At 58.0% G+C, this 21,058-nt stretch carries 15 protein-coding genes and 3 pseudogenes; 14 read left to right on the top strand and 4 right to left on the bottom strand.

The window, feature by feature from the left end:
* Nucleotides 1–553 precede the first annotated feature (553 nt).
* From NMG46_RS28745 to copD, 4 genes and pseudogenes are all read left to right on the top strand, one after another.
* Nucleotides 554–796, top strand: a pseudogene (locus NMG46_RS28745) (IS110 family transposase); the annotation flags it as partial.
* Nucleotides 797–1,280: 484 nt separating this feature from the next.
* The gene (locus NMG46_RS28740) at nucleotides 1,281–1,808 is read left to right on the top strand and encodes a hypothetical protein (protein ID WP_254820681.1); all 528 of its coding nucleotides are present in this window, start codon (nucleotides 1,281–1,283) and stop codon (nucleotides 1,806–1,808) included.
* A 125-nt stretch (nucleotides 1,809–1,933) separates the two neighbouring features.
* Nucleotides 1,934–2,293, top strand: coding sequence for a copper homeostasis periplasmic binding protein CopC (gene copC / locus NMG46_RS28735; protein ID WP_254820680.1), 360 nt, complete (start codon nucleotides 1,934–1,936; stop codon nucleotides 2,291–2,293).
* 9 nt (nucleotides 2,294–2,302) lie between these two features.
* A complete protein-coding gene (copD, locus tag NMG46_RS28730) occupies nucleotides 2,303–3,154 on the top strand; it encodes a copper homeostasis membrane protein CopD (RefSeq protein WP_254820679.1) in 852 nt (283 codons plus the stop codon).
* A gap of 53 nt (nucleotides 3,155–3,207) precedes the next feature.
* Here the strand turns inward: copD and NMG46_RS28725 are convergent.
* Nucleotides 3,208–3,315, bottom strand: a pseudogene (locus NMG46_RS28725) (IS5/IS1182 family transposase); the annotation flags it as partial.
* Nucleotides 3,316–3,579: 264 nt separating this feature from the next.
* Between NMG46_RS28725 and NMG46_RS28720 the strand changes: the two are divergent.
* From NMG46_RS28720 to NMG46_RS28705, 4 genes are all read left to right on the top strand, one after another.
* A complete protein-coding gene (locus NMG46_RS28720; RefSeq protein ID WP_254820678.1) occupies nucleotides 3,580–4,476 on the top strand; it encodes an ankyrin repeat domain-containing protein in 897 nt (298 codons plus the stop codon).
* 423 nt (nucleotides 4,477–4,899) lie between these two features.
* Entirely contained in the window at nucleotides 4,900–5,928 is a 1,029-nt protein-coding gene (locus tag NMG46_RS28715) for an ABC transporter substrate-binding protein (protein ID WP_254820677.1), read from the top strand.
* A 69-nt stretch (nucleotides 5,929–5,997) separates the two neighbouring features.
* On the top strand, nucleotides 5,998–8,196 hold the full coding sequence (locus tag NMG46_RS28710) for an iron ABC transporter permease (RefSeq protein ID WP_254820676.1): 2,199 nt from the start codon (nucleotides 5,998–6,000) through the stop codon (nucleotides 8,194–8,196).
* A 23-nt stretch (nucleotides 8,197–8,219) separates the two neighbouring features.
* Nucleotides 8,220–9,296 carry an ABC transporter ATP-binding protein gene (locus NMG46_RS28705; protein WP_254820675.1) on the top strand — a complete coding sequence of 359 codons (1,077 nt, stop codon included), beginning with the start codon at nucleotides 8,220–8,222 and terminating at the stop codon, nucleotides 9,294–9,296.
* On the opposite strand, the gene NMG46_RS28700 is transcribed toward NMG46_RS28705, so the two are convergent.
* Nucleotides 9,286–10,080 carry an inositol monophosphatase family protein gene (locus NMG46_RS28700; RefSeq protein ID WP_254820674.1) on the bottom strand — a complete coding sequence of 265 codons (795 nt, stop codon included), beginning with the start codon at nucleotides 10,078–10,080 and terminating at the stop codon, nucleotides 9,286–9,288. The two genes, NMG46_RS28705 and NMG46_RS28700, sit on opposite strands and share 11 nt — an antisense overlap.
* A gap of 359 nt (nucleotides 10,081–10,439) precedes the next feature.
* The gene (locus NMG46_RS28695; protein WP_254820673.1) at nucleotides 10,440–11,459 is read right to left on the bottom strand and encodes an Ldh family oxidoreductase; all 1,020 of its coding nucleotides are present in this window, start codon (nucleotides 11,457–11,459) and stop codon (nucleotides 10,440–10,442) included.
* A gap of 245 nt (nucleotides 11,460–11,704) precedes the next feature.
* On the opposite strand from NMG46_RS28695, the gene NMG46_RS28690 reads away from it, so the two are divergent.
* Genes NMG46_RS28690 through NMG46_RS28680 form a run of 3 tightly spaced genes read left to right on the top strand, consistent with a single transcriptional unit; the run spans nucleotide 11,705 to nucleotide 16,035 of the window.
* Nucleotides 11,705–13,048, top strand: coding sequence for a dihydroorotase family protein (locus NMG46_RS28690; RefSeq protein ID WP_254820672.1), 1,344 nt, complete (start codon nucleotides 11,705–11,707; stop codon nucleotides 13,046–13,048).
* A 7-nt stretch (nucleotides 13,049–13,055) separates the two neighbouring features.
* Entirely contained in the window at nucleotides 13,056–14,318 is a 1,263-nt protein-coding gene (locus tag NMG46_RS28685) for a Zn-dependent hydrolase (RefSeq protein ID WP_254820671.1), read from the top strand.
* 16 nt (nucleotides 14,319–14,334) lie between these two features.
* Nucleotides 14,335–16,035, top strand: a complete 1,701-nt coding sequence (locus NMG46_RS28680) for a urocanate hydratase (RefSeq protein WP_254820670.1) — start codon at nucleotides 14,335–14,337, stop codon at nucleotides 16,033–16,035.
* 35 nt (nucleotides 16,036–16,070) lie between these two features.
* Here the strand turns inward: NMG46_RS28680 and NMG46_RS28675 are convergent, their stop codons facing one another.
* The gene (locus NMG46_RS28675) at nucleotides 16,071–17,009 is read right to left on the bottom strand and encodes a LysR family transcriptional regulator (RefSeq protein WP_254820669.1); all 939 of its coding nucleotides are present in this window, start codon (nucleotides 17,007–17,009) and stop codon (nucleotides 16,071–16,073) included.
* Between the two features lie 149 nt (nucleotides 17,010–17,158).
* On the opposite strand from NMG46_RS28675, the gene hutH reads away from it, so the two are divergent.
* From hutH to NMG46_RS28660, 3 genes and pseudogenes are all read left to right on the top strand, one after another.
* The gene (gene hutH / locus NMG46_RS28670; RefSeq protein WP_254820668.1) at nucleotides 17,159–18,682 is read left to right on the top strand and encodes a histidine ammonia-lyase; all 1,524 of its coding nucleotides are present in this window, start codon (nucleotides 17,159–17,161) and stop codon (nucleotides 18,680–18,682) included.
* Between the two features lie 30 nt (nucleotides 18,683–18,712).
* Nucleotides 18,713–20,206: an amidohydrolase family protein gene (locus NMG46_RS28665; RefSeq protein WP_254820667.1), complete on the top strand. Its 1,494-nt coding sequence runs from the start codon at nucleotides 18,713–18,715 to the stop codon at nucleotides 20,204–20,206.
* A 116-nt stretch (nucleotides 20,207–20,322) separates the two neighbouring features.
* Nucleotides 20,323–21,058 (top strand): annotated as a pseudogene (locus tag NMG46_RS28660) (NAD-glutamate dehydrogenase domain-containing protein); the annotation flags it as partial.

Raw genomic sequence — 21,058 nt, 5'->3', positions numbered from 1 at the left:
CACTGCAGCGTTGTGCATGGCAAGATGATCATTTTCCATGTGGGCTGAAATGTCCACCCTGTGGCTGCCCCGCCACCCGCGACTGGCGTCGCAGATCCACCGGGCGGTCCAGGGATGCCATTGAGACGGGGCGGCTAGACCAGGGAGCAGACCTTGGTCCCGTCGGGCTGAACGTCCGCAATCCCTCTTCAAATGTTAAAGCCGCCATTCCGCCGTCGGCCCAAACCAAGTCGTTTCGTAACCGACGGCCGCTTGCAGGTAAGGTCCCGATAGGCGAAACTGATTGGAACCGGGAGGGTTTGCCACCTCGCCTCCGAGGTTGGCTGCCGACAGAGTGCTCCGAAATGGACCGCAAGCTCGCCGCCATCTTTGCTGCTGACGTTGTCGGATATTCTGCCATGATGGAGCGCGTACGCATGAACGGGTGTCGCCGGTCATAAGGAACTTTTCGAGCCGACAGTAGCGCGTATCTTCAAGCTGATGGGCGACGGTGCTGCCGCGGAGCCTGCTCGCTCGACCGTGCCAGACAGCGCCGGCCGTTTGGTCGAACACGTTCGCAGAGCTGCAACGAAAGGAGGAAGTGCGGACAGGGCAGAGTTTCTGAGTCATATCAATCCAGGAAGCTGGTCTGGATGGATTCTGGATACATCGGGTGCTCGAACGCCGGCATCGAGAGTTATGTCGTGGATCCGGCATCCTTTGTCACATCGCGTCGCCGCCGGCGGGCCAAGACCGACAGGATTGAGGGGGAAGCATTGGTGCGAGCGTTGTTGCCTACAACTGCGGCGAGCCTCAAGCTTGGGGCGCGACATGAAGGAACGGCTCTGGAGGCGGTCCAGGAACATGCCGGCCCACCTCCGGAGGGGCGTTAAGAAGCGACCGGCAACGCAGGGGATCAGGGGTCAAGTTGCGGATCAAGCACCTTCGGGGCGAGCACAAATATATACGCCACGCTCGCTGCTGGGCTTCGATGACGACCCGGAGCGTCCGGGGAACTAGGTTCGAACTCATAAATTTGGAATGACCAAGAAGGGTTGCGGAATATTGCCATTCGTCTCGTCGATGGGAACGACCAGGTAGCGCAAAGAGCGGCCGTTCCGTACAGCAGGTTCCGGCCGCCACCCGGACTGGCGTCACATTCGTAGGTGACCGTACGTAAGATTAGGAGTATCTTATATATTGGCGCGTCCCATGTCCCAGGGCAGCAGTAGCTCCAAAGAGCGGGAGCTGTGCTCGTTGCGAGGCGCCGGCGAAAACCTGCGCTCGCTAAGGAGGAGGAAATGCGCATCCATTCAAGCCCTGTGTTTTTGGCAGCGATTGCCGCCGCTTTGGCATCCGCCGCGACGGCGGCCGATAAAAGCGATAAGCAGTTGATTGAGAATGCGATTACGGCAGCACCGGAGGCTGTTGGCAAAAACGCCGCCGTCGTGAACTGGGAGATGAAGACGATAAGAAAGGGCACGAACGGCTTCACTTGCATCCCGGACGACCCCAGTACTCCCACCGACGACCCCATGTGCACAGACGAGAACGGGATGGCGTGGATGCACGCGATCATGTCCAAGAAAGACCCACCGAAAGGCAAGGTCGCTTTCGCCTATATGCTGAAGGGGGGCGATGCGGCCAGCAATACCGACCCCTTTGCAACGAAGCCGGCGGGCGGCAAATGGCAGCACGACGGTCCCCACGTTATGGTCATGAACTCACCGGCCATGATGGCCTTGTACCCCCACGAACCCGATCAGACACAGCCATATGTCATGTTCCCCGATACGCCCTATGCGCACCTGATGATTCCGGTCAAATAGTCCAAGCAAGACCTGCCGCTTAACGCAACGGCGGGTCACCGTCGTGGACGGGAGGTTTGATTGTTCAAGCTCGCGGCCATAGCGTTGGCAGTCTTTGAGGATCGTCGTCGTCGGAGGAGTGCGCGTTGCGGACTATCCGACTGATCGCCGCTCTTGCGCCGTTGGGCCTGCCTATCTCCGGCCAGGCGCTTGCGCATGCTCGATTACTCCAGGCTACTCCAGAGTACGATAGCACCATTGCCACTCCGCCGACTGAGATTCGCCTGCGCTTTAGCGAAGCCATTGAGGTTCGATTCTCGGGCATCGATCTTTCGGGGCCGGATGGTGCGAAGATCACCACGGGGGAGATCGCGGTGCGGGATAAGGTCATGGTGATACCTGTATCGGGGTCCCTTGCGCCGGGTGTTTATCAAGTTGAGTGGCATGTGCTGTCAGCCGACGGTCACAAGGTGAAGGGTAATTTTAAATTTGAAGTCAGACCGTAGGAAATGGATGTGGATGGCACTCTGGCCTTTGCCCGGTGGGTCTACTTCCTCTCAGTGATGGTCCTGTTCGGGTCGGCGCTCTTCCCTTTCTATGCGCTGGACAGGACCATGGCTCCCGCGCCCGCGCATCTACCCCGTAACGTCAATCCTGCCCTCGCACTTGCGGCTGTAACTTCCGCGGCAATTTGGCTCCTGTGCTTTACGGCAGGGCTCTCCGGACGCGAGGGTATGGTCGAGACCTTGCGCGGCGTTCTCATGGAAAGCGACTTCGGAACTGTTTGGTTTGTTCGGATTTCGCTCGTTCTCCTGCTCCTGGTGATCAGTTTCTCGGGTCGGCCCGAATTGATGGTCGGGCCGGCTTTCCTGCTACTGACCTGCGAGGGATGGCAGGGGCACGCGGCGGCGTGGGGCTTTGTGGGCTCATTGACTCAAGCTCTCCACGTTGCGGGCGCCGGGGCTTGGATAGGTGGGCTCCTGCCCCTCGGTCGCCTGATCGCGGCAGCGCAGCGGCGTCCATCCGAAGTCGCAGGCGCGGAGACCGCGCTATGGCGCTTCTCCCGCTTTGGTATGGTGGCAGTTGCGCTTATTGTTGTAACGGGCGCTATGAACACTTGGCGGATGCTTGGCGGGTTCCCCGATCCGAGCAACAGCTACGGTCGAGCTCTCCTGCTTAAGATCAGCCTATTCGTCGCAATGCTCGGTTTGGCGGTCTACAATCGCTACGTCCTGGTCAGTCGCATGAAGTCCGCCCCGGCCAAGGGCTTGCGAACGTTGTCTCGCAGCGTTGCGCTAGAGCAAATCATCGGGTTTGGCGTGCTTCTGGACGTAAGCGCACTGGGGCTAATGGATCCGTACGCGTGACGCGCCGAACAGGACTTGGTCACGCCGTGGCGCTCCAGACCTCAAGACCCAGTGATGCCATTCAGCATGCGCCTGTCATACATGCGCGGGACCCCTCGCGGCCTGCAAGGAAGGATCGGGGCAATCAATGGCCATTCGGCGTCGGTAAAGGCGTATCGCATGTTCAGGTTCCTTTTCGGAGCTTGAATCACGCCGGCAAGCCCACATTTCAAATGTTGGCTTCGTCTCCAGATAGGGTCATGCGGTCGGCAAGGCGGATGGACCGAGTATGGTAGGCCGGTTCCTGAAAGCTTTCATTCTTTCAAGGGCTGCCGCCATTCATTGAGCCATCGACCGACGGGGTGTGACTACAATCAGGCATTCGTGGTATACTTTACCGGCTTGAAAGCGTGACGCATACTGCGGTTTGCCTTGGGAGATGCCAAATGCGCATGCCCTTGCTCTTCATTCCACTACTGCTTGCACACATTCCGATTGTATCGCATGCCGCCGACATTCACGACGCCGCGAAAAAGGGCGATGTCGCGGCGATTGCGGCTGCGCTCGACGCAGGTGCCGGCGTCGATGAGAGCGATGGGCACGCGACACCACTCTATCTTGCGGTTAGAGGCGGGCATTTTGCGGCGGCAAAACTGCTCATGGAACGCGGTGCCGACGTCAACGCCGTCCCGGACCCGCGTTTGGGTCCTGCCCTCATGCTGGCTTTGGCAAAACGTAGGATTGATTTGATCAATCTGTTGCTGGATGGGGGCGCAAATCCAAATTCGCACCGCGCCCGAGAAAACGCCCTCCACATCGCCGTCAGATCCGGTTGCCTCGATTGTGTGAAGGCACTGGTCGAATCCGGCGCTGACGTGAATGCGAAGACAAAGGACGGCAAGACACCGCTCCATCTGGCAAAATTCACGGGGCAACGCGAAGTCGCTGACTATCTCATGTCGCACGGCGTCGTCTTGCCAACACCAGCTCCGATCTCGATGAAGTTGGCTACTGCCGATGTCGAGAAAGGCCGAACCTACTTCACCCGTGTGTGTCACGGTTGCCACAATGCCGAGCCACAGGGAGGGAGCAAAACGGGGCCGAACTTGTGGAGCGTCGTCGGCCGCGACAAGGCATCTATGGCAAATATGCGTTACTCCGACACCTTGCTGGGCTGGGAGGGTGTGTGGACCTACGAGGACCTGAACAGATATCTCTTCGGGCCTATGCTCACCACGCCGGGCGTTAAGATGGAGACGCCTGGTGTCCCGGACGAGACCGAACGGGTCAACCTGATCGCCTACTTGCGCACACTCAGCGACAAGCCGGTTCCGCTGCCCTAAAATCGATGAACTCTCGAGCCTGCGTCGGCTAAGGGGAAACGGTTCCCTCAGATCGCACCTTGCGGCGCCTCGATATCCGCGTCCAGCTAGTGCCGACAGTGTCGTGCCCCTCTAAGCTTTGGAGTTAATTCCAGGACTTAGCGTTGAACAATCGGCTCACAGCTAGGCCACGACGAGAGTGTTCTCGGGTGCGAACGCCCGGCGCGAAAGACGCCAGAAACTGCCGGTCCGCTTCCCGCCCCAAGAGCTCTCAGCACAGCCGCCAGTGAGCAGGCGGCGTCGGTAAGATGGAAACTGCAAGTTATGCGCAGCGCCATCTATGGAAAGCGCTGCAACTCGGTCAAGCAGATGCTAGCTTCCAACTTGTATTTTCCGCCTATCTGGGTTTCATAAGTCGGCAAATTACTTAGGGAGGAATTCAACATGATAAAAAGGGCAATTCTCGGCGCCGGTATCCTTGCCGCCGGCATGTGGAGCGCGTCGTCATCGACGTCCGCCGAAAGCCTGACCATGTATTGCGGCGTCGACGAGGTCTGGTGTCAGCAAACGGCGCGGGCATTCGAGGAAAAGACCGGCATCACGGTCGACATGACCCGCAAGAGCGCCGGCGAAATCTACGCGCAGCTGCGCGCCGAGGCGGCCAATCCCAAGGGTGACATCTGGTGGGGCGGCACCGGTGACCCGCACCTACAGGCGGCCGAGGAGGGTCTGACCGAGGAGTACAAATCACCCCTGATCGACCAGTTGCAGCCTTGGGCGATCAAGCAAGCGGAAACATCCGGCCACCGCACGGTCGGCATCTACTCCGGCGCACTGGGCTTCGGGTATAACAAGGATCTGCTCGTCAAGAACAATCTGCCCGAGCCGAAATGCTGGGCCGATCTGATCAAGCCGGAGTACAAGGGACAGGTTCAGGTCGCCAACCCGAATTCCTCAGGTACCGCCTACAACATGCTGGCGACCATCGTCCAGCTGTTCGGCGAGGAGAAGGGTTTCGAGTACTTGAAAGCCCTGCACAAGAACGTCAACCAATACACCAAGTCGGGTTCGGCGCCGATCAAGGCAGCCGGGCTTGGCGAGACCACGATCGGCATCGTCTTCATCCACGACGCTGTGTCGCAGGTCGTTGCCGGCTTCCCAATCGTTCCCGTCACCCCTTGCGAGGGAACCGGCTACGAGATCGGCTCGGAATCGATCATCAAGGGCGCCCGCAACATGGAAGCCGCGAAAAAATTCTACGACTGGGCGCTCGAGGCCGATGTCCAGTCTAAGGCGCAGGATGCGGGGTCGTTCCAGGTTCCGTCGAACAAGGCGGCAAAAACCTCCGACAAGGCGCCGGACCTCTCGGCCATCAAGCTGATCGACTACGACTTCAAGAAATATGGATCGAGTGAAGAGCGCAAGCGCCTGCTGAAAAAGTGGGACGAGGAGGTCGCGTCCCTGCCTCAATAGCCGATGCGCTTTCGCCAAACCCGCTGGCCCCTTGAACCGACCGCCGTCCTTTGGATGGCGGTCGGTTGGATGGGGTTTGCCTTGCTGCCCTGGTACGGCATCGAGGACGGGTTCTTCGGCCTTTCCTGGCTGCTCGACGGCTACCCGTTCGACAGCAGATTCGCACCGGCGCTGGTTCTGGCCCTCAAGGGCGAGAAACTCTGGTTGGCGCCGCTCGGCTTCCTGCTGGCGGCGCCGCTGCTTCTGTGGGGTCGCAACAAATCCGATCCCTTTTTCGGCCGGCTACTCGTCACTGTCGGCGCTGCGGGATTTGGCTGGCTTCTGTTCCAGGGCTTCGCCATCGGGTTGCACGGCTGGCAGGTCAGCTGGCTGACGGGCCTGTTCGGCGATCTAGACGACCGCCAGTTCGGCATGGGTTACGGCGCCCTGCTGGTCAGCGGCGCCTTTCTGTTCCTGTTCACCCTGGGTATTGGCGCACGCGGTGCCGTCGGCGGCGACGTATTCGTCGTCAGCTCAATTGGCTTTGTCGTCGCGGTGGTTTCCATCTTCATCTTCATGCCAATCCTGATGATGCTGGCCAACGCCATGCAGACCGACGACGGGGGTTATTCCCTTGTCGCGTTCCTGGCCAAACTGTTCAGTTCGCGCCTCTGGAGCCTAGCTTGTCTCGCCGGCGGCAGCCGCTGCGGCGTTGCCTGGAACTCGCTGCTGCTCGCTCTACTCGTCGGTCTGCTGACCATGTTTATGGGGCTGGTGTTCGCGCTTGTCGTGACACGCACGGGTTTCCGGTACGGCAAGCTGCTGCGGGCGCTGACCGTATTGCCGATCATCACCCCGGCCTTTGTCATCGGGCTTGCCATCATCCTGTTGTTCGGACTGTCGGGCGCAGTGACGCAGAGCGTCGCCGGCGTCTTCGGCATCCAACCCACACGCTGGGTATACGGACTTCCCGGCCTGCTCATGGCCCAGGTTCTCGCCTTCACCCCGATCGCCTTCCTGGTTCTGATCGGCGTTGTCGAAGGCGTCAGCCCGTCCATGGAAGAAGCCTCGCAGACGCTCCGCGCCAGCCGCTGGCAGACCTTTTGGACCGTATCCTTGCCGCTGATGAGGCCAGGCCTCGCAAACGCCTTTCTGCTCGGCTTCATCGAAAGCATGGCCGACTTCGGCAATCCGTTGGTGCTGAGCGGCAATTACGATGTCCTGTCGACGGAAATCTTCTTCGCCATCGTCGGCGCGCAGAACGATGCGGCACTTGCGGCGATCCTGGCACTGGTGCTGCTAGGCTTCACACTTGTCGCCTTTTATGCGCAGCGCTTCTGGATCGGCAGGCGCTCTTATACCACTGTCACCGGCAAGGGCGACGCCGGCGTCCATCCGCGCTTGCCTACCGGGCTGACATACGCGCTCTATGTGATCGCCGGAACGTGGACGGCATTCACCGTATTGGTCTACGCGGTGATCTTCTATGGCAGCTTCGTCAAGCTATGGGGCGTCGATCAGAGCCTTACATTGCAGCACTACAAGAAGGCATTCTCCGTCGGCTGGAATGAATTCGGCATCCATTGGTCGGGCTCGGCCTGGAGTTCGTTCTGGACGACGATGGAAATAGCACTGATATCGGCGCCGCTGACCGCAGGGATAGGACTTCTGACCGCCTACCTTCTCGTTCGCCAGAATTTCCGTGGCAAGAACGCCTTCGAATTCGCGACCATGCTGTCTTTCGCGATCCCGGGAACTGTGATCGGCGTCAGCTACATCATAGCCTTCAACGTGCCGCCGATCGAACTGACCGGAACTGGCATCATCCTCGTGCTGTCGTTCATCTTCCGCAACATGCCAGTCGGCGTGCGCGCCGGCGTCGCCTCGATGTCGCAGATCGACCGCAGCCTGGATGAATCCTCGCTCACACTTGGCGCCAACTCCTGGCAGACCTTCAGACGCGTCATCCTGCCATTGCTGAGATCGGCGATGCTGGCCGCGCTTGTCTATTCCTTCGTGCGCGCCATGACCGCGATCAGCGCCGTCATCTTCCTGGTCAGTGCGCGCTACGATCTTTCGACCAGCTACATCGTCGGACGTGTCGAGAACAATGAGTACGGCATCGCCATCGCCTATTCGACGGTGCTGATCGTCGTCATGTTGGTGGTCATCGGGCTGATGCAGCTGGTCGTCGGCAGCCGCAACATCGGTCGGCGCGGCATCCAGAAGGGCGACGACGGCTGGAGCATGCGCACCAATGTCAGCCTGCCGGCAACGCCAGGCGGCTAGACGACAATAGCAGGAGCCGGGTGATGGCTGAAATTCGCGGCAATGCCGCCTCTGTGACTTTCGAGCATGTCAGCAAGACCTATCCGGGCGCGAGCACGCCAGCGGTGAACGACATCTCGCTTGCGATAGAAGCCGGAAAGCTGGTGACGCTTCTCGGACCTTCCGGGTGCGGCAAGACGACGACTCTGCGCATGATCGCCGGCCTGGAAATGCCGTCCAGCGGCCGTATCCTGATCGGCGGCGCCGACGTGACGCGTTTGCCGGCCACCGACCGCGACGTGTCTATGGTTTTTCAGTCCTATGCACTGTTCCCGCATATGACGGTGATTGAAAACGTCTCCTATGGTTTACGCTTCTCCGGCCATGACAAGAAGGAGGCCGCCTCCCGCGCCCGCGCTGGATTGGCACTGGTCGGCCTGACCGGTTTCGAGGCGCGCCTGCCCAGCGAACTGTCAGGCGGCCAGCAGCAGCGCGTGGCGGTTGCGCGCGCGCTGGTGCTCGAACCGCAAGTGCTGCTGTTCGACGAGCCCCTCTCCAACCTCGACGCCAAACTGCGCCGGCACGTGCGCGAGGAAATCAGGGAGATCCAGATAAAGCTCGGGCTGACTGTGGTCTATGTCACGCACGACCAGGAAGAGGCGCTGGCGGTTTCGGACCGCATCATAGTCATGAACAAGGCAGTGGTCGCACAGGACGGCACGCCACGCGAACTCTACGACGCGCCGGCCAATGCGTTCGTTGCCGACTTTATCGGGGAAGCCAACATCCTCGATTGCGAGGTGGTTTCAGTAGAAGGCGATGAAGCCACCGTCCGGCTGGGTTCGCTTGCCTTGAAACTGCCGGCGCGACGCCAGCTGGCCGGCCCGGCGAAGCTGGCGGTCCGTCCGAGCCGCATCGAGATCGGGCCTGCCGGCACGCCGCAGACGATCGCCGGCAGGCTCGAAAAGGTCACCTATGTCGGTAGCCATCTCGAACTGATCATCGGCACACCGCACGGCCAAGTATTTGCAATATCGCACGATATCGATGCGCCGTTTCAGGCAGGCGACAGCATCGGCGTCGGCTTTCCAGGGCGCGGACCGGTTCTGATCAAAGCTTGAAGGATTGCATGCAGAGTTGGCGGATCTGGGCGAACACGCCGCTGCCGGCGCAAATCACCAGCGCGCCGTTTTCCAGCACCGTCTTTGGGTCGGGCTTGACTATCGTGCCGCCGGCTTCTTCCATCAGCAGCATGCCTGCCAGGCAGTCCCAGGCGTTCATATGCTCTTCGACATAGCCGAGCAGCCTTCCGGCGGCCGCATAGGCGAGCATCAGCGCGCCGGATGCGTTACGGAAAAACACGCCGCCCTTTGAAAACAGCAATCCGATGAGCGTTGCGACGTTCTGCATTTCGGCGCGGTTGGAGAAGCCGGTGCCCAACGAGCCGTCGGTCAGGCTGGTGGCCGCGCTTGCCCTGATCGGCTTACCGTTGAGAAAGGCGCCGCCGCCCTTTCGGCAATGGAACGTTTCGCCCGTAGAGGGCTCGTGGATGACACCCACGACAGTGTCGCCGTCCTTGGCGCAGGCAATGACCACGCACCAAGCCGGAATGCCGCGCACGAAATTCGCAGTGCCGTCGATCGGGTCGATGACCCAGACATGCCCGGTCGATCCGGCGACCGAGGCATGCTCCTCGCCGACAATTCCATCGGTCGGGTAGGCGGCTTTCATTGCCGCGCGGATGAATAGCTCGACCTCGCGGTCGGCCTGCGAAACCATGTCCTGATGACCTTTGCTCTGGATGGCGAGGCTGTCGAGGTCGCGAAAATACTTCAGGCCGAGCTCGCCGGCGCGCTGCGCGAGATCGATGGCGAAATGTTCACGCGCTTTGTTATCGGATGTCATGAGGTCCTTCAGAATATGACCGCGGGCTGGAAATGGGCTAGGTGGAGAAACGTAGCGGTCGAGATGAAAGTGTGCAAATGATGAGCTCTGCACGCGCGCGACATGGTCGTCGTTTGTATCGGTCAAGATGTGCGCTACTGCGTGGAGGGCTCGCCTGATGGTCTTTGCGCGCCCATCAGCCCCGACTATCCCGGATGAGCTGGCCGACCACAACCAGCGCACCAGAGGTGCCAGCCTAACCGCCAATCTCCCACTGGATTAGGTTTGGTTCTACCTAGAAGCTGCCTCGCGGGTGATTTTATCAATGTCGCCCCAGCCAGGTGATTAATGGTCGACTACCGTCAACAGGATCGCCCGCATCATTGCATTGAAGGGGGCAACACAAGTGGGAATCCCCTTACTGCGTCCCTAATGCGCCGAAGCACATGGGGGCGCACCAGAATACCCCTTGGGTCTTTACCGCTTGAGCCGATTAATGCTCCCTCGCCAGGCATTCGAACGCCCTTAGCCCCGGTCTCTAGTGGGACGTCCTTAACGTAAGATACGAAACGCTCGAGCTCGCCGGTAAACTCCTCGATCGCCCTAAAGTGTTCGACATTGACAGAGATTAGCAGGAACGCCTGGTCGTCTGTCGAAGGATCCTTTGTAGGGGTACCCCCGCCGGTTAGCGCCCCCGCGAGCGCCTCCACAATTACGGCTAGCCCAAACCCCTTATAGCCTCCGAAGTGCCGCAGAATGCCCGCGCTATTAACCCATTCGGCCGGGGGGGCCTCTCCACGATCAATTGTTTCGCTCAAGCGACCGAAGGCGACTGTACTTGTGGACATATCGAGAACAAGGTGCGGTCTACTCGCACGAGGCACGCCAAAAGCAATAGGATTCGTCGACATGCGAGCTTCGAGACCGCCCGGTGGTGCAACTTGCTGGCCTCCGCCAGATTCGTTTGCAAGGAATATGGTAACTACCCCTGCATCTGCAGCGCGTTCGCAGTAGTCGGCAAGACGTCCGCCTGAATCCGAGCTCCTGACAGCTATTACGGCAACGCCATGTGCCTTGGCCCGAGCGATAGCTATTTCAGTAGCATCACGCATCACGATGTTGCCAAACGCCTGCCGCCCGTTGGCGACGACAATTGCTCCACTGTCTTTCTCTAGGGTGAGCCTCGCAGTAGGATTGCAGAGGCCATTCCGGGCGCGGTTGATGTATTCAGGAAAGCGACGGAGGCCGTGACACTCATGCCCCGAAATCTCTGAAGTCAATATGACACTCGTCATAAAATCGGCATCTGTATTTGCCATGCCAATTTCCATGAACGCAGCTGATATGAAGGCGTTCAATTCATCGATCGGGCAGTAGCAATCATCTGCGTCATTTTTCATTGACATACCTATCGGCTTCTTCGTCGCCATATTCTGTTTAGGACACAGCGGATTATTGCGTTTTCTGTGGCTGTCATCGAATGACCGCTAGGACTGCGATCAATGGCACGGCATCAGCCAACGCCTAGCATAGCAAAGGCGTGGAGCCGGTTGCCGAATTACCCAACATTAGGTGCAAAACCAGACGCCGACAGTCAGGGCGAGCCGCTCCATTCATAGCACTGAAGAAAGAAGCGGAGTTCTAAATGCTAGATTTGGTCGTGCGGGGTAACCTGGTAACTCCGACCGGAGTGGTGCGCGGCGGCTATTTGAGTGTGGCTGCGGGCAAAGTCGTTGGTACGGGGGTCAACGATCCAGGCGCTGCCCGCGAACGAGTAATTCTCGACGACGCTCTTGTATTTCCCGGTGCCGTCGACGCCCAGGTCCACTCACGGAGCCAAAAAAATCGGGAAGATTTCAAGTTTTCAACGAGGGCTGCAGCCGCAGGTGGCGTTACGACCATCGTCGATATGCCATATGATGAAGGTCTGCTCGTTTGTGATTGCGAGAGCGTTGAAATCAAAGCAGCAGACATCGCGAAACAGGCTCATGTCGATGTCGCACTCTACGGGACGATACGGCCCGCCGATGGGGTGAGCAAAATTGCCGAACAGGTCGAGGCCGGGGTCTGCGCGTTCAAGTTTTCGACCTTTGGCACCGATCCCGAGCGCTTCCCGCGCATACCACCGCTACTGATGTCCCAGGCTTTCGCGGAAGTCGCAAAATCGGGACTGGCGTCGGGCGTCCATAATGAAAATGAGGAAATCGTCAAGACGCTGATTGCGAAAATGAAGGCTTCAGGGCGAACCGATTATCTTGTCCACGGTGAAACTCATACGCCGCTTTCCGAATTGCTGGCTATCGCCGAAATTTACGAGATCGGCGCGTTTACCGGTTGCCGAGCTCATGTCGTGCACTGCTCTCTCGGTCGCGGCATAGAAATCTGCGAATCGTACAAGCGGCAGGGTTACGACTCCTCAGTTGAGGTCTGCATTCACTACCTAATGTTTGACGAAGACAACACTGTTAGCCAGAAGGAAGGTCTTGCGAAAGGCAATCCTCCTATACGAGCGTTGCCGGAGAAGGAGCGGCTCTGGAAATTTCTGGCTTCAGGCGCTGTCGATATAGTTTCGACAGACCACGTGGCGTGGTCATTGGAGCGCAAGAGCAATCCAGACATGCTTGCAAATTCTGCGGGTGGGCCCTCACTCGAAGTCCTGGTCCCTGCTTTGATCAAGGGATGTATGGACCGAGATGTGGATCTTGCAGTCGCCGCCCGAGTACTTTCTCTAAACCCGGCACGGCATTTTCGGCTCGCAAGCAAAGGTGCTCTCCGAGCAGGCTGTGACGCGGACTTCAGCATCATCGATCCCACGCTCGAACCGTGGCGCGTTGCGAACTCGCAGACCGTCTCGGACTGGAGCCTGTATGATGAAATGCCACTGCCGCAGATCAAGCAAACCTATCTGCGTGGCGAACTCATTTGGAACGGAGAAAGGGTCCTCAATGAGGCGGGGGCAGGGCGCTTTTTAAAGCCCTCTGCGTGGTGAGATTTCAATGAAAACCCGCCAAGAACTTCGAGTGCCAACTGTCAACTCGGAACGAATTCAAAATCGCATCAACAAACTTTCGACGTTCACCGATCCTGACAAGCCATGGTCGAGAACTGCATTTTCGGAGCGCCATCTAGCCGCCCGCGGCTGGCTTGCGGACGAGATGTGTTTGATGGGGATGGCCGTTGATATCGACGCAGGCGGCAATCTGATCGGCCGCCTTCCGGGATTGTTGGATCAACTTCCGACTCTGGCATCGGGATCGCACAGTGATACGGTTCCGGCAGGCGGACGTTTTGACGGTGCTGCAGGGGTCATCGTGGCGCTTGAGGCAGCCAGCGCTCTGCGCGACGCCGGTCACAAACTCAGACACCCGTTCGAGGTGATCGATTTCCTCGCAGAAGAACCCAACAAATATGGCCTTTCCTGCGTCGGCAGTCGTGCAATGGCAGGCGAACTCACGGCCGCACAGCTGTCTTACAAAGCCGCTGACGGAACAACGCTTGCAGAGGGCATCGCCTTGATGGGCGGCGACCCAAAGAAGCTTGGCAGCCCCGTTCGCGTTAGGGGGGGCATCAAAGCATTCTTAGAATTGCATATTGAGCAAGGTCGTGTCTTGGAAAACGCCGGGGACGACGTCGGTGTGGTCACTGCAATCGTCGGTATCACGCGCATTGCATTCGAGGTATTGGGGCGCCCCGATCACGCAGGCACTACACCTATGGGTATGCGCAAGGATGCGATGGTCGCAGCGTCGGCCATGATCGTCGGGTTCGAGAGACGTGCTCTTGAGGAAAGCCCCGCAATGGTCGCCACAGTTGGAAAGCTCGAGGTAGGGCCAAATGCCTCTAACGTTGTTCCGGGCCAGGTAGACTTCACACTCGAGATTCGATCGAGTTCAAGCGAGCAACTCCAACGGTTCGCCAGTTGGGCTCAATGGTATGCAACAACGATTGCTTCCGAGCGGAACTTGGATGTTGTCTCCAGTATAATTGGCAAAAGCGAACCCATCGAAATGGACCCGACCGTGCAGATCGCATTTTGCGACGCGGCGGCCTCCCACAAATTCAGATACCGATCGATGCCAAGCGGTGCAGGTCACGACGCCGCCCACGTGGCGTTGTTCGCACCATCCGGAATGGTTTTCATTCCATGTCTCGACGGCCGAAGCCACTGTCCAGAAGAATTCGCTTCAGCCGACCAATTGGCACGGGGCGCGCAGACACTTCTCGGCGCCATCCTCATTCTAGACGACAATCATAAATAAAGCCCCAGGATTCAAAATGTTGAACACCAATGCAGCACCAATCCTCCGATCAGTGAAAGCCCAGAGAGGTAGTGTACTTCGTTGCAAGGGCTGGCGACAGGAATCCATTCTTCGGATGCTTGAGAACAATCTGGAAAACGCTGAGCGCGCCGAAGACCTTGTTGTTTACGGCGGTATTGGGAAGGCAGCCAGAAACTGGGAAAGCTATCATGCAATAGTCGGCGCGTTGAAGAATCTGGAGAACGATGAAACACTTGCAGTTCAAGCTGGGATGCCAGTGGCAATATTCAAAACGCACCGGATGGCCCCCAGAGTGGTGATGGGCAACACCAACGTCATTAAAGCTGATTGGCCTATGTTCTACGGTTTGATGGCCAAGAACCTCACGACATATTCGTCATACACGGCAGGGCCTTGGCAATACATTGGAAGTCAGGGAGTTGTCGAGGGCACCTTCGAGACGCTCGCTCTGGTAGCCGATGAGCATTTTGGCGGGGATCTGGCTGGTCGTATCTTCTTTACTGCAGGTCTAGGTGGCATGGGACGATCACAACCTTTCGCCATGGCGATGCACGGCGGTGTTACCGTCTGTGTGGAAGTGCGAGAGGAGATAATCGACCAACGGATTGCCGCAGGGTACGCAGACATGCGTGCAGGCTCGCTGAAAGAGGCCATAGCCTTGGCAGAGGAAGCCAAGAGAGCGCGCCGCGCCCTCAGCATCTTGGTTGCTGGCAACATGTGTGAAGCATTGGAAGAAACTGTCTCGCTCGAGTGGAAGCCTGACATCGTGACAGAGATGTGCCCGTGCCATGATCCATACGCTCTTGTTCCCTCAGGCCTCGCTCCGAAAGACGCCGTAGCTCTGCGTACCGATAATCCGGAGGCATACCTTGCTCGGTCGCGGGCAACAATGCTCAGAATGGTGAAGTCGCTGAACACTCTGATGGATCGTGGGTCTGTCGTCTTTGAATACGGGACGTTCATCCGTAAGGAATGCGTCGACGCCGGTATGTCCAAAGAAGAGGCGTTTCGTTTTCCAGGCTGCATCGCGCGCTATGTGCGACCATTGTTCTTCCAAGGGCGAGGACCATTCCGGTGGACCTGTATATCGGGCGAGAAAAGCGACCAGATCCGGCTCGACCGACTTGCGCTCGAGCTCTTTCCGGATGACCAACTCGTTCAGCGCTGGATACCGAGGGCAAGCAAACTGCCCCTCGAAGGTCTCCCGGCCCGGATCTGCTTCTTGGGCTTCGGACAGCGGAAGGCTTTCGGGCTCGCGGCAAACGAACTGTTACGCTCCGGCGAACTGTTAGGGCCAGTAGCATTCTCGCGAGACAATCTCGATTGTGGATCGATTGCCAATCCCGCTTTTGAAACCGAAGGGATGATAGACGGCTCCGACGCAATCTCCGATTGGCCCTACATCAACGCTTTGCTTAATGTTGCCGCCATGGCTGATTTGGTGGCGATCCAGGCGAATGGCACCATGGGCATCTCCGCCCACACCGGGGTCACAATGATTGCAGACGGCACGGATGAAGCAGCTCTGCGGCTAGAAGCATGCCTAACGACAGACTCCGGGATCGGCGTGGTGCGTCATGCCCAGGCTGGGTATCCCATGGCAAAGAAGGTCGCGCTTGGAGAGGGTCCGTTGACCGACGAGGCTATCAGGATACCCTTGTGGTGGAAGTCCGAGGCGACGTTTGGTCCGGTCTGAACCAAGTCGTAGCGGCGCGCGATCCCTCCGTGCCGCTACTGCTGATTTCGGGCATGACGATAGGCTTCCGCAATGTCTTCCGCCATGGCGGTTACCACGGGAAGGCTCTTAGACTTCGTTCGAAAGACAAGAGATATGGTCGTGCTGTCCTCAGCCTCAGGCATGGGCAATTTCAAAACACGACCATTTACCACCCATGGATGGGCAATATGATCCGGGAGTATGCCAATATACTGGCCACTAAGGATGAGTTGGAGCGTCGCTTCAACGTGAAAGGCAACGGCTGTCGAAGTCCAATGGCGTCCTCGGATTGTCGGAACACTACGAAGATAACCTCTCGTCGCAAAATCGCATTTATTAAGTAGCGCGTCGTCGATTCGCTTTCCATCGAGAGAGCGAGCTAAGTCGTGATCTGTGGAGCAATAGAGTGCGTTCGTCTCCACTCCGACGGCGCGATAGGTTAGTCCTGGCATATCGCTGTTGGCGATGGTGACGCCCACGTTCGCCTGCCGGTTAAACACAGCATCCTCGACCGCCTCTGGACCAGCCGTATTTACGTTGATTGTCGCACTCCCGGGCCGGCGTTTGAACGCTTTTAGAGCAGCCGCCAGCGGGTTGCCACGTTCGAGCTGGGTATTGTCCATCACCCAAAGATTTATCGAACCCGACAATCGTCCTTTCGCCAGCGCGACGCGAGAACGAAAATGATCCAGCGAGTCCAAAAGCTCTATCGTTGCTTCATATACGATTTGGCCGTGGGGAGTGACGGTGAAGCCAGAGCGCCCGCGCTCGCAAAGGCGGATGTTAAGTCGGTCCTCCAGATCGGCGACATGTTTACTGATCGTCGAGCGGCCGACGCCAAGAGTCTCTTCCGCCGCGGAAAATCCCTTACATTCAACCACTGATTTGAATATCCGCAGTAGGCGAATATCCACATCGTGAAGCGGGGGTATACCTTGCGTGCTTGTTGACATGGCCAGGCTCCGATTCCGCTAGGTTCATCTATCAAATCAAAATTTCAAAAACGTTCCCGATTGTGAAACTTCCTGTGGAGATACGACTACGCAAATCAGCGCCCGCACTAGGTATGATGCGGCAATCATAGATAAGAGGGATTTCGACTTTGATGCCTGTCACGATTTCACCAGGTAAAAATGTCCTTGCGGATTGGCGTGACATCTACTGGGGTCAGCCGTTTACGCTCGATAGAGGTGCTCACACCATTATAGCTGCTGGCGCAGCCGCGGTTGACGCGATTATCCAAGCTGGCGCGCCAGTTTACGGTATTAACACAGGCTTTGGAAAGCTGGCCTCGGTGCGGATTTCCGACGACAGCCTCGCGCGACTTCAGCGAAACCTGGTACTTTCCCATTCTGTTGGCGTTGGTGATTACCTCGCCCCTCAGATTGTCCGACTAATTGGCGCGCTCAAGATTGCCAGCCTTTCACATGGCGCATCCGGTGCAAAGCTCGCCACCCTGCAGATGATCGAAAAGATTGTCGCGCTTGGACTGACGCCCGCAGTACCGGCGCAGGGGTCTGTCGGTGCCTCAGGCGACCTTGCTCCTTTGGCACATTTCGTTGCGGCAATGATGGGCGAAGGCGAATTTCTAGTCGATGGAAAAAACGTGCCAGCCATGGGCGTTCTACTAGAAAACGGTATCGAGCCACTAGCGCTCTCGCCGAAGGAAGGTCTGGCTCTTCTCAACGGCACACAGGTGTCTACGGGGTTGGCGCTTGCCGGACTGTTCGAGATCGAGCGGGCATTTCACTCCGCCCTGGTTACTGGTGCGTTGTCGCTGGATGGCGCAAAGGGGACGGACGTACCGTTCGATGCCCGCATTCATGCTCTTCGTCCTCATCCGGGGCAGATTGACGTCGCGAAAACCTATCGCTTCCTCATGGCCGGTTCGGCGATCCGGGAGAGCCGTGGCGACTATAGCAAGGTGCAGGATCCATACTGCTTGAGGTGTATGCCGCAGGTCATGGGAGCTTGCCTCGATGCGATGCGCCACGCTGGCGGCATCCTCGCAATCGAAGCACAGAGCGTGTCAGATAACCCTTTGATATTCAGTAATGGCGAAGTGCTTTCGGGCGGCAACTTCCATGCAGAACCTGTTGCGTTCGCTGCTGATCACCTTGCCCTTGTCGCTGTTGAGATCGGCTCAATGTCTGAACGCAGGAGCAGCCTGCTGCTTGATACATCCCTGTCGGGCCTTCCTCCGTTCTTGACGGAAGATGCAGGCCTAAATTCCGGGTTAATGATGGGTCAGATAACGGCGGCGGCTCTCACTTCCGAAAACAAGCAGAAGGCGACGCCAGCGGTCATAGATACCATCCCCACCTCGGCTAATCAGGAAGATCATGTGTCGATGGCAACGCATGGTGCAAGACGGCTGCTTCCGATGGCTCAAAATACACAAGCGATCGTGGCGATCGAACTCATGACTGCCGGACAGGCTTGCGATTTCCACAAACCGTTGACGTGTTCGCAGCCACTCGAGCGAGCGCGAGCTACCCTTCGCTCCGTCGTTGCTCATCTGGATGAAGACAGGCGCCAAGCTCCTGATATTGCCGCCGCGCTGAAACTTGTGCGCACCGGCGCGCTGATAGAGGCAGTCGGACGCGAATTTTTCCCTGAGATATGATCGCAGTTCATCGCAACTGACGGGGGAGTTATGAGCCAAACTTCGATCATTCGCGGTTCGCATCTGTTTACTGTACCCGGTCCGGATGGTCGCTGGGCCGCTCTTGAAAATGGTGCTATCTTTCAGCGAGATGGTATTGTCGAAGACATCGGCGCGTATTCGGCCATCCTGGCGGCGCATCCTGATGCGCCGGTCGTAGGTTCTGACCGCAGTATCGTATTGCCTGGTTTCATCAATGGCCACCATCACGTAGGCCTGACTCCGACCCAGCTTGGATCACCGGATTTGCCGTTGGAGCTCTGGCTTATCCATCGGCTGCGCGCCAGATATGTCGACCCATATCTGGACACCCTATACTCCGCTTTTGAAATGCTCGCGTCCGGGGTCACAACCGTGCAGCATATTCGTGCAGGCACCATCGGCTCCATTCAGCAATCAGAGGCTGCGGCCCGCGAGATCTTACGCGCTTATCAAGATGTCGGAATGCGCGTTTCGTTGAGTTTTTCGGTGCGCGATCAGAACCGTCTCGTCTACGGGGACGATGCCGCGTTTGTGGCTTCGCTCCCAGAAGAGCTTCAGTCGAAGACCAATTGGCATTTGTCTCGGTTTGAAGCGTCTGTCGACGAGTACATCGAACTTTTCCACACACTGAGAGCGGATTACTCGGGGGCCCGACTTGTTGAACTGCAACTAGCTCCTGCCAACTTACATTGGTGCTCGGACGGCACTCTTCGTAAGTTCGCCGACGTTTCGGAAAAGTATGACGTGCCGATCCATATCCATTTGCTGGAAACGAAATATCAGAAGGATTATGGTCTCAAACGAACAGGTCGTTCAGCTTTCGAACATGTCGCCTCGCTTGGAATTGCAGGCTCCCGTGTTACAATCGGGCATGGCGTATGGACGACCGAAAGCGATCTTGATCTGATTGCCGATTCCGGAACCCACCTATGTCACAACTGTAGCTCGAATTTTCGTTTGCGAAGCGGTATTGCCCCTGTGAACGAGTTCCGATCGAGAGGCATCAATATCGCTCTGGGTGTGGATGAAGCGGGCATCAACGACAATCGAGATATGCTCCAAGAAATGCGGTTGGTTCTGAACGCACACCGCAAGCAAGGGATGGATACGAGCGACGTACCGACCCCAGCTGAAGTGCTCACCATGGCCACAATAGGCGGCGCCCGCACGACACCGTTCGGAGAAAATCTTGGCTCTTTGAAGGTTGGTTGCTGCGCAGATCTGGTCACATTCGACTGGGATAGGATATCATATCCTTATCTTGACGATAATACACCAGTTCTTGATGCGTTGATCCGACGCGCAACGCCGCGAGATATTCAGTTGGTCATGGTAAATGGCAAGGTCGTCTATAAAGATGGTGTTTTCACTGGGATTGATCAGCGGGATGTGCTTGAAAAATTGTCTGCTCATATGCAGCGCCCGCTTACCGAAGCCGAGCAATCCGGAATGATGCTGGGGGAGGCACTTCTGCCCTATGCCCGCGATTTTTACCGTTCGTAGATTATGCCTTTTCGCCTACTCCCGACGATTATCGCGTTTTTAAGCTATCGCCCAGATATGCTCGTCATCTCCTGTGATTGTCAGCACAAAAGCATATGTCGCGATGGGTTGGTGTCATGACTCGCCTAAGAGTCGCCGCGCAATCAAAAAGGGGTGGAACGGCCGGGATCAGACCAGATGACGAAAGTAACTGCAAGATAGCGGAGGCCCCCGGCAGGCTTGCCGACTACCTGCTGGCCCGAGCTCCGGCCGAAGATGTCGCCGCCTACGACGTCATCGATCTCGAACGCGCTGCCGAACTCGCCGGCCGCGCAGTGGCCAGGCACAAGAAGGACGACTGCGTCGTTGCCATAGACGTCGATTCCGGTGTCGTCCGCCAGGGCCGGCCGATGACGGTGATCACCGTCGTCAACGACAACATGCCGTTCCTGTTTGATTCCGTCCTCGGCGAAATCACCGAGAGCGCGGGCGAGCCGCTGCTGGTTACCCACCCGGTCATAGTCGTCAGGCACGGCAAAAACGGCGTCGAGGAAATCCTCGGCGACGGGGGTTATGCCAAGGGCGACCACAGCCATGACCGGCTGAGCGTCATTCATGTCCATATCGGCCGCCTTTCGGCCGAGCAGGCTGAAGGTCTGGCCGCACGCCTGACCAAGCTGCTCGGCCAAGTGCGGGCCGCCGTCACAGACTGGAAGCCGATGCTCGCCCGCCTCGACCAGGCGATCTCGGAATTCCGCTACTCGCCAGTGCCGCTCGACAAGGCCCATGTCACCGAGGCGATCGCCTTCCTCGAATGGCTGCGCGACGACAATTTCACCTTCCTCGGCATGCGCGAATTCAACTACACCGGCG

Source organism: Mesorhizobium sp. LMG 17147 (assembly GCF_024297145.1).
In the GTDB taxonomy this organism is placed as follows: domain Bacteria; phylum Pseudomonadota; class Alphaproteobacteria; order Rhizobiales; family Rhizobiaceae; genus Mesorhizobium.
The sequence above is the reverse complement of the archived record's forward strand: the minus strand, read 5'-3'. Positions and strand labels throughout refer to the sequence as shown.

Coding starts and splice junctions, on each gene's coding strand:
- NMG46_RS28680 (WP_254820670.1), top strand. CDS start 14,335: ATGTTGAACACCAATGCAGCACCAATCCTCCGATCAGTGAAAGCCCAG.
- NMG46_RS28705 (WP_254820675.1), top strand. CDS start 8,220: ATGGCTGAAATTCGCGGCAATGCCGCCTCTGTGACTTTCGAGCATGTC.
- NMG46_RS28715 (WP_254820677.1), top strand. CDS start 4,900: ATGATAAAAAGGGCAATTCTCGGCGCCGGTATCCTTGCCGCCGGCATG.
- NMG46_RS28685 (WP_254820671.1), top strand. CDS start 13,056: ATGAAAACCCGCCAAGAACTTCGAGTGCCAACTGTCAACTCGGAACGA.
- NMG46_RS28690 (WP_254820672.1), top strand. CDS start 11,705: ATGCTAGATTTGGTCGTGCGGGGTAACCTGGTAACTCCGACCGGAGTG.
- NMG46_RS28665 (WP_254820667.1), top strand. CDS start 18,713: ATGAGCCAAACTTCGATCATTCGCGGTTCGCATCTGTTTACTGTACCC.
- NMG46_RS28695 (WP_254820673.1), bottom strand. CDS start 11,459: ATGAAAAATGACGCAGATGATTGCTACTGCCCGATCGATGAATTGAAC.
- NMG46_RS28710 (WP_254820676.1), top strand. CDS start 5,998: ATGGGGTTTGCCTTGCTGCCCTGGTACGGCATCGAGGACGGGTTCTTC.
- NMG46_RS28740 (WP_254820681.1), top strand. CDS start 1,281: ATGCGCATCCATTCAAGCCCTGTGTTTTTGGCAGCGATTGCCGCCGCT.
- NMG46_RS28720 (WP_254820678.1), top strand. CDS start 3,580: ATGCGCATGCCCTTGCTCTTCATTCCACTACTGCTTGCACACATTCCG.
- NMG46_RS28675 (WP_254820669.1), bottom strand. CDS start 17,009: ATGTCAACAAGCACGCAAGGTATACCCCCGCTTCACGATGTGGATATT.
- NMG46_RS28700 (WP_254820674.1), bottom strand. CDS start 10,080: ATGACATCCGATAACAAAGCGCGTGAACATTTCGCCATCGATCTCGCG.